Genomic DNA, 14,214 nt, shown 5'->3' with positions numbered 1-14,214 from the left:
CACCAGCCACCGAATGAAAGTGAGAGCCTTCGGTACCACGCTGCGCCGACTCTGGGTCAGAACTCAGTTGCTCGATCCTGAACGAGCCAGCTAATCGCGGCAGAGGCCCAGCGACCGTTTGTTGCACTTCGAGAGTCGTGGTTCCAATTCAGCTTGCTTAGCTGGATGATGGATGGCACCATTCATTCTCCCGATGATTGTCTCACCCACCAAGTATGTCATGTCATCGCTCGACGCGCAACTCCACCCAAAACCCCTGGCCGTCCTATTATGACTGCGCAAATTCCGTGCCGAACAGTATTGGTCCTGACACCTTTTCCTTGACCTGTTCTCTTTGGGGCTACAAATTACCGCCTCAACCACTACGATTCTTGCGGCACCTCCAACAACCGTGTAAGCCTGATCTCAACGGAACCGTAACCCATGACCCGATCTACGGGGAGCTTCGCAGTTTCTTCACTTTGAGGCACCGTTCGTACTGATTTCGTATTCAGCGTATTGTCGTCGTAGTCAGTAATAGTAACCATAGTCGCATCATCAGCTGGGCTAGAAAACGCGGGCATCGGCCATTCATCTGGATTCCAAGGTTCGACTGATCCGGTTAGCCTCCATTCTCCATTCTTGAGGCCAATATCTCCAAATTGGCCAAGCAAGATAGCGTCTTCTGGCTTCAGATCGCCCGCGTGAACACATTCGGACTCGGATTGCGTGCGAGGCCCGAAGAAGTATCCGAACACCAGTCCTCGGTGATCGCATCTTGCGACGATACCTTTTGCGTACCCGCCATCTCGTAGCGGCACACAGAATATTGAGCCGACCTCATAGTCATGTTGTTGCTTAGCCATCATCAAGTCGTCGTCCTGCTTCAAGATACTCTTCGAGTCTCGGATTCTTGGGGCTGATGCCACGAATTTTGTTTAATCCGCCATTCTCAAGCAAAGCCTCTGGATGAGCATCGTGAATGATTTGCTCCCTGCCTCGCTGTTCAGCGTACACGTCCGTTCGTCGATCGACTTCAAAGTCGTGGTCCTTAGTGTCAGGATGGTTTGCATGAGCGCGCCTCCGTGCATCCAAATCCTTTGAACGCCCCGTCCGTTGCACATTCCCGTCCACATCCTTTAGTTTGTACGTTCCACCCCTTGGGGCATTACTTGGGACGATACCCGACACCTTGCCTGCGGGCAACTCTGGTAGCGAAACGTTACTTCCTCCGGGGAGTTTCGCCAAGCCGTCGCCAACACCGGTTTTCGGCGGGGCCATCCTTTTGATAATCGCCCCCCCCTTTCGAAGTTTATTGGGATTGGGCCCTGGCAAGACTTCCAATGCGACGTTTCCCGCGATTTCACCTACGCCTTGGCCTTCAAGCGTTCCGGTGATTACTGAGTCAACTCCCCCTGCGATTCCAGTCGGCTCGACTAGCGCGATATGGCCAATGATTGGCCGGAGTGGATTGTTGACAATATTCTGGCCAGCTATCTCGAGGACCTCTTGCCCCTGAAGACCAAGCATTCCACCAATTCCGTATTCAATCCAATCGCCGTCCCATCCCCAGAGGCCAGTCGGGTCTGTCACTGAAGTAGCTTGATTCCCAACGTAGCGATAAAGATTTTCATCCCCTGCTGCGAATCCGATTGGATCCTGACTAAGCCAACGCCCCGTATCCGATGCATAGTAGCGAGCACGGTGATAGTTCAACCCAGTCGGCTTGTCACGTTCACGACCTGTGAAACCGTAGAGAAAATCGATCGCAGATGACGTTTCGCTTACAACATTTCCGAAGCTGTCGTAAACCAAATGGTTGGCGACAGCCCCCGTCGAATCGATAACGTCCCGCACACTACCAAGTTGATCCGTCAGTGCCCAAAGGACATCCCCTGTGGATGCATCTTCTATCGCAAAAACCTGATCGACTGCTGGCCCATGCAGAACCCGCTGAGTGATTTCTCCAGTTCCATCACTGGTGACGAGTACATCAGCTCCACGGTAAACATATCGAACGACCTCCGATGCAAGTGGCCCAACGCCGTCTGCATCCAAGCTCACGCTCACTCGGCGATCGTAGACGTCGTAAGAATGCTCAACTACCTGCGTCACCCCCCCAAAATTGTCTTTATTCGTTACGGAAAGCAATCGGTTGCGATGATCCCAAGCGTAAACCACAGTTTTGTCATCAGCGGGAGCCGAACTAATCCGCGTCCTCTCCGTGAGGTTTCCTTCGTCGTCATAAGTGTAGGCCCATGTGGCGTCAGAAAGCAGGCGATTGCCGGTTCCGATTGAAGTACCGCTTGACCGGTTCCCATTCAAATCAAAGCCATATGCCTCATCAGCGATGTAAGAATGATCGGCACCCACCAACTGCGCATTGGCGTCATAAGAAAACTCGGTTGTACCAGATAAGCCAGCAAGCGAAGAAAAACTCATTTCCGTGATGCGACTTCCAGCATCGTAGACTAAGTCGTAACTTGCGATCGAAGTTGCGCCGTCTTCGTGTTCGATCGAAGATATCCTACCCAGAGAATCAAAAAGCACTCCAGAATTAGCGACTGAAGTGGCTGGCGTCGCGTTCACTGAAGAGTAGCGGTCAATCGAACTCACTCGGCTCCCGCTGTCATACCCAAGATCGACTCGCTTGCCAGCAACAACTGCGCCCCCCAATTTACCAGCTTGAGTGATTGCGCTTATACGATTGAGACCGTCGTATGAATACGACTCAACCAAATCGTCCACCCACCCGCCCCCGGCATTCGACTGGAGCTCAATTGCTTCAAGAACGCCGCTAGAGGCGTTATATTCGCTTGAGAGCAGGAACTCCCCATTGCCACTCCCAAAATCCGTCAGTACGGAAGTAACGCGACCGAGTACGTCATACACATAGGAATACTCGGCAAAAGAATCCCCAGATGAGAGCGGGTTACTCATTGCATCATAGGAAAACGCCATCGTGTGGGAAATCGCCACACCATCTTTCCACGACTCTTCCACCACTCGCCCGAGGTTGTCATACGTAAATATGCGTTCAAGCCCATTGCGATCGACTGCAGATACAAGGTGCCCTGCCTCATCATAGGCGTACGACCTTGAATTCAATCGTGGATCAGTCTCGGTAATTAACCGCCCAAGGTTGTCGAGTTGCCAAGATGTTGTCTCGCCAAGAGCGTCCGTTAAGCTCGTCTGCTGCCCCTTGGCATCATACGCAAAAGTTGTCGTGGGTCGCATGAGCGGCCCTGCGCCGTCAGGGTCAGGCATGGACCTGGAAGTCAGAAGCCCCAGATTATCGTACGACATCTCCGTCGTATTCCCGAGAGGATCGGTAGTCGAGATTACTCGTGACCCTAAATCGTACGCCATCACGGTAACTGGTGATGCAAGCGGGCCAACCCCATCAGGATCCGGTTGTGTTGTCTGCGTTAACCGCCCCAGTTTGTCATATAGGTAAGACGTAACTGCACCCGAGGAACTTGTTTCCGCAATCAAATTCCCAAGTAAATCGTAGGACCAAGTCAAAACCGGCGAAGTAAGTGGACCGCCTCCGTCAGGATCCGAAAACGTAGTCGCTGTACGACGATGCAATTCATCATAGGCATGCGTCTGGGTGGTGCCATCAAATGCGGCAAAACTAACCAGATTTCCAACTGCGTCATACGTAGCACTGCTGACCTGAGGGGAAAGCGGCCCAGCTCCGTCCAAATCAGGCAAGGTCGTGAGTTTAATTCGGCCGAATTCATCGTAGGAGTAGCTCGTTGTGCTACCAAGCGGATCAGTTTGCGATACAACCTGCCCCATGTCATCGTACTCCGTCGTGTACACGGGCGCCGCCAGCGGCCCCCCACCGTCCGGGTCCGGAAACGTTGTCGACACGACGCGACTCATTGTGTCGTAAGTGTACGACGTCACATTCCCTAGCGGATCAGTATCTGACGTTGGGCGTCCTAGGAAATCATAGGCGGTTGAATAGACAGACGACACGAGCGATCCAGCGCCATCTGGGTCTGGCAGCGTCCTGCTTAAAACTCGGCTCGCGGCGTCGTACGCGATTGACGTAACGTTCCCAAGCGCATCCGTTTCTGTCACTTGCCGATTAAGCAAGTCATAAGTGTACGAAATGACCGGCGCAGTACGCACACCGCCCCCATCCGGATCGGGCAATGTGACCGACAAAAGGTTACCGCGCTCATCGTATTCATGAGTGGTGACATTCCCTAAAGGATCTGTCGAAGTTGCAATTCGATTCAAAGCGTCGTAGGTAAACGCAATTGATGAACTAGCAAGCGGCCCAGCACCGTCGGGATCTGGGTATACCGTGGCTGTCAAACGCCCTAAATCATCATAGGAATAGGACGTGACACTCCCCAGTGGATCGGTAACGGATGAGGACAGAAAATCACTTCCGTACCCTGTTGACACTGTTGATGCGAGTGGAGTCCCAAAAGCATCAGTCACCGAAATGACTTGCCCAAAACTTGGAACGCCAGAAGTCGTGCCATAAGTGTATTTAGTCACAGTGCCTAGCGGATCTGTAAGACTTGCGATCATGCCGCCAGGAACTTGGCCCGACGCTGTCGGAGCCGCTGTGTAGCTCATGCTCGAAAATATGTCGTCCGTCTCTCCATTGTAAACGTCATCAGGGAGGCCAATGACGCTCTGAATTGTGATCACATTTCCACGGGCATCGAGCATATAGCGGGTTTGGTTCCCAAGCGGATCCGTCACCTCTAATGGCACATTCCAAGTGCTATCGAATACCGCCTCCGTCTCGCTTAAATCAGGGAAAATGGTTTTCGTTAAATTAAAATTCGAGTCGTATTCATAACTTGTCACGGGCGAAGATTGGGGACCGGCACCATCCGGATCTGGCAACGTCATCTTCGTCGCGAAGCCGCCCACTCCGCGCTCCCACGTGGTTGTATTCCCTAATTCATTCGTCAAAGCTAACAGACCACCATTGGGGCCATACTTGGACACCACAGTATTTGAAAAAGCATTGGTGACTGTGCCGCTAGGGTCAGCAATCGGCAAGTCAGCTGGCGACACCACAGTACCTTCGCCCGATGCGACTGCACCTTGGACTACTTGCGGCGCAAACACAGTTACGACACACCCGGGTGACGTTATGCTACTGAGACGACCAAAGGTGTCATACGAATACTCTGTTGCATCGCCCAATGCATCCTGGTGCTTCTTCAGCAATCCTGAAACTGACCAATATTCGAAATCGGTTTCGGCTGCTGAAATCGCACCAATGCCATCAGGATCAGGTGACTGAATGGTCTGAAGTTCACCACCAGCACCGTGCGTCAGCGTCGTCACACGCCCAGCCCAATCGGTGATTGTATTGATTTGACTGCCGCCTCCATAGCCAAAATCAACTTCACGGCCATCTTGAAAAGTAACTTTTGTCAAATTACCAATTGAATCATAGCTAAAACCGGTTTCATTGCCATTCGGATCGATGCGAGTAAGCAGATTCCCGCTTGAATCAAAAGTCAGCTGAGTCTTATCTCGCTGCACCCAGAGAAAGCTACCATCTGTATATTCCTGAAAGCCACCAAGCAAAGGCACGTACGTCTCTTCGCCAGTCGGTGACGGAGGCCCTGGCAGTGGTTCAATGGGGCCACCGCCTGATTCCCGGGGGAATCGTGATGTTGCCCCGTTTGATAGCAAAACCGTCGCCCAATTATCGGTTACGGCCAAACGATCGAGACCACCAATCTGCCAACCATCGCCGACGAAGCCACCACGTCTGTTGTAGTGGTCAAACACGCCATCCAGGATTCGCACACTCTCATTTAGCCCTATCGTTTCGGTGATTACTAGCTGCCAAGGGTATGTGCCACTCGCCAACGTCGAATCGCTGAAATCAAAGACAAACCGTTGGTCGTCACCTAGAGCGAGCCCCGCTGTGTCATAATAGATCGTTCGATCAATTGCCCCGTCGATATATAGATCAGCTTTGATTTGGGATGGGACGACACTGTCGGATGGCTGCTCAGTCCGAATGTCAAGTATTTCAGCACCATACGTTAGTGTACTGTATTCAAGCGACAGCCCGCTTGGCAACTCATACGAAAGACTGGCGGCGCCGCTATGCAAGACGTCGCCAGCACTACTAATAAAATTGTCCAGATCTCTCGTACGGCCAGCTGAATCGTTATCAACGATAACGATGCGTCCAGTGTCGTCTCCTATGGAATTTCCCGATGCGTTTGAAATAGTAACGTAGAAGGTCTCTCCGCTTTCCCTTAAGGTGTCTTCACTTATAGGAATTGACACGGTCAGAGAAACCGCCGTGCCACCACCACTCCCTGAGGGCGGACCTCCCATCCCGATTCCAGAAATACTCAACGTTCCCGAACTAGCGGTGTAGTCACTTCCAGAGCCTGCAGTTCCATCGCTGGTCACCCAGTCGATGCTCCCAGAGTTGAGAGTGCCAGTGTAAGAAAGGGAGACTTCGGCGGTACCCGCGTCTTCGTCGACATAAAGATCGTCAACGGATATGACAGCAAGCATTCTCCTTGATTCCAACTGCTCGGAAATCGCATTCCGACGACGAAATGTGCGATTGCGGCGTGACGAATTCGGACAGCGACGCTTTTTACGAAACCAAATTCCCTTACCCATTTCCGGCGATTCTTCCTTCAACGTCGTTCGTCACACTAAGCCAATCTCTCACGCACACTGCTTAGCTATCTCAACAGTGGCATAGATACTTGAGCTACCTTCTTCATCCCCGATGCTGGCGAGAGTTCGCAACTCATGTTCCAAAGTTCAGTTGAATCATGTCCAGACTGAAACTAATCGCACGCAAGTTGTTCACCAACCAAGCATTAGCGAAATCAACAAAAACGCGATTTACCAAAAACGGCTCAATTTCCCAAATGAGCATGCACACTGCGCGAGGATTGATGCCCAGAAGCTGCGCCTATATGGATTGGGCAACAGCGAAGCCTCAGTCAAACTGTTGCTGATCTGCAGATGCCCCTGAAGACCAAATTTCGCCGCGTCAATCTCTAGTTTTTGGCGAACAATAAAACAGGATTTGTGTTTGCTGGCGGCCTCGCAGACGGAAATGCAGGCCCCATACCCCAAATCGCTATCACCATGGCGAAAACTTCGACGGAATAGCATTGCGGCGCACGTCGGCTTTCATGCACCAATCAACGAGCGCACGATGAGACCTAAACGATGAGCCATTGGTACTGACATGTATCGTTTGCGTACCTTGCCAGTGCTGCTGAGCCGAGTCCGCCTCACTCCGCAAGTATCGCAGAGGTGGGCGAACGCTCGTTCAACACGTTCACTTCTCAATCGATGCAGTCGCCGACCGCGACGTTCTTTTGCATTTCTTCGGTTGCGGTGATACAGCGCGTCACATTGACGGCTTTTGCTCTTCCATGTCCGGTTCAGTTAGCGTTCAGGTTCTTCAATACAGGTTCGAACACCTAACTCGCTTTATAGTGAACAAAAGAGGGCCGTGGTCACGCGTTTTTTCCCTAGGACCATTCACCAGACATCGAGCGAGTGAATAACGATAGGGTGGCTAAACCCAATCACTAACGCACAAAGGCGGCTAAAACAACACAGACAGCCCGACACCCCAACCATCTACTACTGAGCAACAGAATCCACAGGTCGATCGCCACGGTTCCGCTACCCTAAAAATCCGAGACTCGCCACACCGTCATTCCGGCCGGATCACTCTTGGATAACCCAGTGTCATACCGCAAGCGTTGTATCGTGTTAGGTGAACTGGCCCTTGCCCTAACGGGACAGCTGACCGCTTCACCACATAGGTACTGAGATAGCAATCTCGCAGCGATTGCCGTTCTGAATCCGCCGCAAGCCAAACTAAATCGAGCAACACGTTGAAGGGGCCGAAAATCCATAGCATCATTCGCGCCGTCATCGCTAACAGAGTTGGCCGCCCGCCCTTTGCTCGCACGATTTTGAGGCCCAAAAGTCGATACCCCAGCGTACCGACGGAACGCTTCACCTGCCCCAGATAAACCCAAATCACGAAAAGCTGAACCACCCAAAACACTTCGGACGGATCAGTGCGAATGAGCCCCATCTGCATCGACAACAGAAACAGCAACCAAAGACCAATCGCAAGTCCGATCAACACACAAACGTCAATCAACTGAACAGCGATCCGTTGGCCAATCCCGGCGTAGTCATCCAACTGATAGTAATCGGCATAGCCAAGTGAGTTGTCATTCACCAATTCACAGTGCCTCAATGAGTTATCAGCCAAACGCGACCATCGCGCCGAGGATCGAAAGCAAGCACCATCACTCAATCAATGTCATCGACTTTCATTTCCACCGGCACGCTTGGTGCTTTCCAATACCATACCTAAAATCGAGCAACACGCTGAGCCGAGTCACCCAAGCTTTGGTAACGCAAAACTGGCATCCACTTTGTCTACAATGGTGGCTAATACGAAAACACTCCCAACGCCTTTCGCAATCGTTCCTGGGCGGTATGACATTGTTCTTGCTGAAGGACGCTGTATCCATTGTTCATCAGAGCCTGCATTCTCAGTAGAAGAGCATCAGGCGTGAAATGCCCATCGAGTGCGACACCGCTTTTCTGACGAGTCCATTTGAATTCCTTTTCTCCGTTTCCCGCCTTGCCGGTCATCTTGATCCCCCGCGACGTGAGGCAAATGGTGACCACATCGAACGATCGCGTTTGATCAACAAAAAAACCGCAGCCTCTTTTGCGGGAGACTGCGGCAAAGCCTGATTGGTTTAGCAGTGATTGACTAGAAGCTGAAGTCGTTGGGGATGCTTCCGTTCTTGATCACGATGCAGACGCCGTCACGAACTTGCAGGTCGTCGTCTTCGCCGTGGTGCACGACGTCTTTTTTGTTGACGATCGTTACGTTGGTTCCGACGCGGCTATTCTTATCCAGGATCGCGCCACTGATCGTGCTGCCAGCACCGATGCCCGTTGGCACTTGACCGGCGTCCAACTCACGTCCGTCGTCCGTGTAGTCAGCTCCCATCACAACGCTGTCTTTGATGGTGACGTTGTCGCCGATGACGGTTCGCAATCCGATCACGCTGTTTTCGATCGTCACGTTGCTGCCGATGTGGCAACCGTCCGCGATCAAGCTGCCGCGGATGGTGACGTTGTCACCCATTACCGTTGGTGGCAAAAATCGGGGGCGACTGTAGATCGGTGCCGATGCGCAGCCCAGCTTGAACGGCGGGGTCTTGCTGGCGAGCGATAGGTTGGCTTCGTAGAACGCGCGGATCGTTCCGATGTCTTCCCAATAGCCGTCGAACAGGTGCACATTGACTTTTCGCGAGTCGATCGCACCGGGGAAAACTTCTTTGCCGAAGTCTTCGTGGCTGTTCCCTTCGAGCAAGTCGACCATGACTTCTTTATTAAAGATATACAGGCCCATGCTGGCGATGCAGTCACGACCGTTGCTGGGGATGCCGCGGGCGTCGATCCAAGCGGGATCCATGCGGACTTTGGCGAGGTCTTCCTCGGTCTGTGGCTTTTCGACAAAACCGGTAACGCGGCCATCGTCGTTGATCTGCATGATGCCGAGCGCTTTGGCGTCTTTGCGGTCGACGGGGATCCCGGCGATGGTGGCGTCGGCGCCAGTGTCGATGTGAGTTTGCATCATGTCGCGGAAGTCCATCCGATAAAGCTGGTCACCGGACAGGATCAACACGTACTTGATGTCGGGCTGATCGATGTAACGCAAGTTTTTGCGGACAGCGTCGGCGGTTCCCTGGTACCAGTCTTCGGTCCCGGCGTCGACGGTTTGCTGTGCCGCCAACAGTTCGACAAAGCCGCCGGTGAAGTGGTCAAAGCGATACGTTTGACGGAGGTGGCGGTGAAGGCTGACCGAAAGAAACTGCGTGAGCACGAACACACGACGCAAGCCACTGTTGATGCAGTTGGAAATCGGGATATCGATCAGGCGATACTTCCCGGCCAATGGCACTGCGGGTTTTGCACGAATCTTGGTCAGTGGGAAGAGGCGTGTTCCACGACCGCCGCCAAGAATGAGAGCGATCGTGTTGTTTGAGAGATCCATGGTGTTTGCAGTTACGTGGTGAAAGGTCAAGAGAAGCCGGTGGTAGGCTACCAATATTTCTCGAACCGGATCCGTCCCGCACCTGATTCGTGATCATGGTCGACGGGCAAAAAACCGGCAGATTCCAATAGCGGCAGCATCCCAGGGGTTGGTGGTGGTTCGCTGCCCGGTGGGACATACCCGATCATGTCGGGGTTGCCGCACAAAAACACGTGCGTGTTATCGGGGCTCAGTGGATCATCGGCAGCAACGGCAAGTTTGCCGCTGGTAAACAAGTCTTGCAAGTATTGTTTGCCAACGTAGCCGGGCAGCGATGTGTTAATGTTGAACGGTTCACGAGTGGTGCAAGGCAAGTACCGATAATTAGAAAACTGGTTCATCACGGCAAAATGCCTGGCGTGATACCCCAAGTCGCCTAGGTACCGTACGCAGCAAGCATTCACAATTCGACCACGATGCCCCTTGGCCAGCAGCGATGCGGTCATCGCATTGTGCGGAGCTTCGCCAGTTCCGGTGCCGAGCATCAGCACGGTGTGATCGGGATCGATGTCACCGATGGTGTATTTGCCAACGATGCGTTTGCCGATTTCGACGCGGTCGCCGGCTTTCAACTCGAACAAACGCGGGGTCAAAGCTGGCGGCGGTTGGTCAGCCGAAGACGCGGCGCGGACAAGCGTGATGTAAAACTCTAGGTAATCGAGCGAATCAACCGGCGCGATGCGACCGTCTTGGTCCAGCAACGGGCACGAGATCGAGTACGCGCGTCGCACCAGCTTGGTCAGTTTCTTTTCGGGAACCGTTTCGACCTGAGTTCCATCGAGCCGCTTTTCCCAGTTTCCCAGCCCGAGAGTGACATACTGTCCCGCGTCGAAGTGGGGCACGCCGTTATCAGGACGAACCCGAAAGCGCGCCAAGTTCTCGTGGCAATCGATTCGCTCAATCACCGTGGCGTTATAGAACTTGTCCCGAAGCGGTTGAAATTCCGTATCCGATTGGCTCATGTGGGGGCTGTCCGAACTGAGCACGATTCACTCCGATCTAGCGGTTTAGGACTCGTCACAAGCGATGGGTCACGCTGAACAAACGATTTGGCCGAACGAATCTTTCCGCGTTCTATACATCGGGGCAGCGACGCTGCGACGACACCTATCGTGCGATTAAAAGGCCGAAAAGTCCGCATTCGCAGATCGGAACGCAAACTTCCCCGAAAAAGCGGCGGTAATTTTTGCGTCCACGCAATATACTGGACTCCGAAGCCTCCCGTTGGGACGAGCCCATGTGGCGCTGAAGAAATCCCCAGAACATTTGCCAGCCGAAATCGACATGACTTTTGGAACTCGTCGAATTGCGATCATTTCCCGAAACGCGATTTGCTTCGCTGTCGCCTGTGCGTCCTTGATGGGGCTGTGGTCTGATACCGCACAGGCTGGCGAGCGATGGACCGATCTGTACGGTAAGCACACCATCGAAGCCGACTTCATCGGTTTATGGGGGAACACCGTGGTCCTGCAAATGAACGATGGTCGGCGAGTGTCCGTCTCGATGGACAAGTTGATTGCCGAAAGCCGCATTCGCGCCCGACAGCTGGAAGAAACACAGAAGAAGCGTCGTGGCGAAATGCGTTCGCTGATCGAAAATGACGCGAAAGAGGCTTCTGCCCCCGCCCCCACGCCACTGCCCGAACCACCCAGCGTCGCGCCCTACCAACCATATTCAGGTGGTGGCGACGTTTTGTCGATGTTGGAATGGCAAAACACACAAACGCGTAATGGACATGTCTTGCTGGCCAGCTACGACATGATGCCTGCGTCGTATCAAGCTGATTTCGAGCGACTCACCAAAGCCTCGATCGAGAAACTTGACCCCGCCGGTTTGGACCAAGTTCTCAAGTCGGTTCACTCGATCGGCGAATTGATCGTGACCCGCCAGCGTTGGCTGTTCTCGTACCCGCGACTGTCGAACATCGATGAAGTGAATAAAGAAACGCTCAAGAAAGCGACTTTGGCCATCGGCGGAATCATTCGTGACGGACTCGATCCCGAAAAACTCGCCCTCACAGAGATCCCAAATCGCCCGCTACGTGACTGGGTCAAGGACCTTGATTCGCGAGTCGCTCCTTACATTGCCAACTTGGGAGACCTGAGCGAATCACTGGGGATGCCCGAAATCACCTACGACGTCACAAACGAAGCAGACGGCAAGGCAACCGTCGAAACCAAAATCGGTTCCACCGCAATTCCCGTCGATTATGTACAAGTCGAAGGCAAATGGATGCCCGCAGATAAAACCAAAGAGGGTTGGGCCGAACTCACGAAGTCCTGGGAAAACGGATTGACCAATACGCCTTCGGGATCGTTACTGGGTGCCGGACAAGCGACGATGGTGACGTTGATGATCGACGGCTTTGTACAATCGGCACTCAACGCCGCGTCACCGCGTGAACTGCACGCACAGATGGACACCATCGTCGAAGGCATGAAACCACTCCTCTCGCAGATCGCCGATGCACGCGCGGCTGGCCAACGAATGCGCGGCAACGGAAACAGTTCAAGCTCGAGTAATTACGATTACGGAAGCGGCTACGGTACCGACTATGGTTCCGGAATGGATTCGAGCTCCAGCAGTTCGAGCGCATACGAAGAAGCCATGCGACAACAATCAAGCGGATACGAGCCCTAAGTCGACCCTAGAATGCCGAAACGGATTGCAATTATCGGCGGCGGAATTTCCGGACTGACCGCCGCGTTCTACCTTCGTCAACAGACCCCCGAAACGGAAGTCCGACTGTTCGAAGCCTCGCCCCGCTTGGGAGGTGTCATCGGAACCGAAATCGTCGAAGCTCCGGAAGGTCGCTTTGTGATCGATTGCGGTGCTGACATGTTCGCCACCGATCCTCCTGCGGCGATGCAGCTGTGCAGTGACCTGGGTGTCGACGACAAGCTGATTACCCCCGACGCCACCCGCGCCGGGGCACTCGTCGTGCATCAAGGGAAAGCCATGCCGATTCCGGAAGGATTCGTGTTGATGCGAGCGACAAAGCCGTGGCAGATGTTGCTGACGCCAATCCTGACCCCCACGGCTAAACTGCGATTCCTGGCCGAACGATTCATCAAGCGTCAGCCGGAGCTCACCCCCGGATGCGACGATGACTTGAGCGTTGCCCAGTTCGTTCGGCAACGCCTGGGCAAGCAGACGCTCGACCGCCTCGTCGAACCGCTCGTCGCTGGCATTTACACCGCAGATGTGGAAAAGCTCAGCCTGAAAGCAACGATGGCCCCGATCGCATCCATGGTCCAGCAACACGGCTCCTTGGCCAAGGCAACTCTGTCGCGTCGACGTGACAATCAAGACACCACCGAACGAAACAGCGCCGGCGCGCGGTACCAGCGTTTTCGTGGGTTCCCCGGTGGCATGGGCGAGCTGATCGAAACCCTGGCCGATCGCGTCGGCCCCGAATCAATCTCGCTGAACACACCAGTCCAGCAGTTGCGATACGACGGCCAACATTGGCAGCTCACGATTGACGATCACGAGCAAGCGTTTGACGAAGTTGTCTTGGCGACACCCGCCGCAGTCGCGGCAAAGCTGCTGGGTGATGCCAGTACCGACTCGACTGCAGAGACGGCCATCGCGAACGCTTGCCAAGCGGCATCTGATGGCTTAGCCGAAATCGAATCGGCCTCGGCAGCAATCGTGGTGCTGTGTCTTGCCAAAAAACACTTGCGACGCCTGCCGAATAAGTTTGGCATCGTGGTACCGTCGATCGAAAATCGTCATGTGCTGGCGGTCAGCTTCGCCAGTCACAAGTACTCCAACCGTTGCCCCGATGATCACGTCATCGCTCGGGCATTCTTTGGCGGTGCGATGCGGTCGCAAGACCTGGCAAAATCGGATGACGAATTGATCGCGCTCGCACGCCAGGAACTGCGTGACTTGATCGGCTTGGAGGGCACCGAGACATTGGCTCGGGTGGTGCGTTGGAACAACGCGATGCCGCAATATCATGTTGGCCATGTGAAGCGAGCCGATGCGATCGAAGCCGCAATCGATGTGATCCCTCAGTTGCATCTGGCCACCAACGCCTTGCGCGGGGTCGGGATCGCGCCACTTGTCGGCACGGCAAAAAAGGCTGCTCTGGCGGCACTCGAAAATTGATT

At 53.8% G+C, this 14,214-nt stretch carries 9 protein-coding genes; 2 read left to right on the top strand and 7 right to left on the bottom strand.

From position 1 onward, the window contains the following. Positions 1 to 362: 362 nt before the first annotated feature. The 7 genes from CGZ80_RS09355 to CGZ80_RS09330 form a co-directional block, all read right to left on the bottom strand. Positions 363 to 869, bottom strand: a complete 507-nt coding sequence (locus CGZ80_RS09355) for an immunity 26/phosphotriesterase HocA family protein (RefSeq protein WP_094413644.1) — start codon at positions 867 to 869, stop codon at positions 363 to 365. Beyond that, on the bottom strand, positions 838 to 6,639 hold the full coding sequence (locus tag CGZ80_RS09350) for an RHS repeat-associated core domain-containing protein (protein ID WP_094413642.1): 5,802 nt from the start codon (positions 6,637 to 6,639) through the stop codon (positions 838 to 840). Before CGZ80_RS09350 ends, CGZ80_RS09355 begins: the two co-directional genes overlap by 32 nt. 504 nt (positions 6,640 to 7,143) lie before the next feature. Beyond that, complete coding sequence (locus CGZ80_RS27580; RefSeq protein ID WP_255407704.1) at positions 7,144 to 7,362, bottom strand: transposase; 219 nt, start codon at positions 7,360 to 7,362, stop codon at positions 7,144 to 7,146. Positions 7,363 to 7,678: 316 nt separating this feature from the next. After that, on the bottom strand, positions 7,679 to 8,218 hold the full coding sequence (locus CGZ80_RS09345; RefSeq protein WP_158222630.1) for an RDD family protein: 540 nt from the start codon (positions 8,216 to 8,218) through the stop codon (positions 7,679 to 7,681). A gap of 215 nt (positions 8,219 to 8,433) precedes the next feature. Beyond that, positions 8,434 to 8,640: a hypothetical protein gene (locus tag CGZ80_RS27575; RefSeq protein WP_143543826.1), complete on the bottom strand. Its 207-nt coding sequence runs from the start codon at positions 8,638 to 8,640 to the stop codon at positions 8,434 to 8,436. Between the two features lie 124 nt (positions 8,641 to 8,764). Next, entirely contained in the window at positions 8,765 to 10,057 is a 1,293-nt protein-coding gene (locus CGZ80_RS09335) for a glucose-1-phosphate adenylyltransferase (RefSeq protein ID WP_094413636.1), read from the bottom strand. A gap of 47 nt (positions 10,058 to 10,104) precedes the next feature. After that, the gene (locus CGZ80_RS09330; RefSeq protein WP_094413634.1) at positions 10,105 to 11,058 is read right to left on the bottom strand and encodes a ferredoxin--NADP reductase; all 954 of its coding nucleotides are present in this window, start codon (positions 11,056 to 11,058) and stop codon (positions 10,105 to 10,107) included. Positions 11,059 to 11,380: 322 nt separating this feature from the next. Between CGZ80_RS09330 and CGZ80_RS09325 the strand changes: the two genes are divergently transcribed. Continuing rightward, entirely contained in the window at positions 11,381 to 12,736 is a 1,356-nt protein-coding gene (locus CGZ80_RS09325; protein ID WP_143543825.1) for a hypothetical protein, read from the top strand. Between the two features lie 12 nt (positions 12,737 to 12,748). After that, positions 12,749 to 14,212, top strand: coding sequence for a protoporphyrinogen oxidase (gene hemG, locus CGZ80_RS09320; protein ID WP_094413630.1), 1,464 nt, complete (start codon positions 12,749 to 12,751; stop codon positions 14,210 to 14,212). Positions 14,213 to 14,214 lie beyond the last annotated feature (2 nt).

The organism is Rhodopirellula sp. MGV, from assembly GCF_002251265.1.
GTDB classification, from domain to species: domain Bacteria; phylum Planctomycetota; class Planctomycetia; order Pirellulales; family Pirellulaceae; genus Stieleria; species Stieleria baltica_A.
Note: the sequence above shows the minus strand (reverse complement) of the source record. Positions and strands in the feature narration are given on the sequence as shown.

What these genes read in the sequence shown, in the direction of transcription:
- CGZ80_RS27575 (WP_143543826.1), bottom strand. Translation starts at nt 8,640, where the DNA reads ATGACCGGCAAGGCGGGAAACGGAGAAAAGGAATTCAAATGGACTCGT.
- CGZ80_RS09335 (WP_094413636.1), bottom strand. Translation starts at nt 10,057, where the DNA reads ATGGATCTCTCAAACAACACGATCGCTCTCATTCTTGGCGGCGGTCGT.
- CGZ80_RS09330 (WP_094413634.1), bottom strand. Translation starts at nt 11,058, where the DNA reads ATGAGCCAATCGGATACGGAATTTCAACCGCTTCGGGACAAGTTCTAT.
- CGZ80_RS09325 (WP_143543825.1), top strand. Translation starts at nt 11,381, where the DNA reads ATGACTTTTGGAACTCGTCGAATTGCGATCATTTCCCGAAACGCGATT.
- hemG (WP_094413630.1), top strand. Translation starts at nt 12,749, where the DNA reads ATGCCGAAACGGATTGCAATTATCGGCGGCGGAATTTCCGGACTGACC.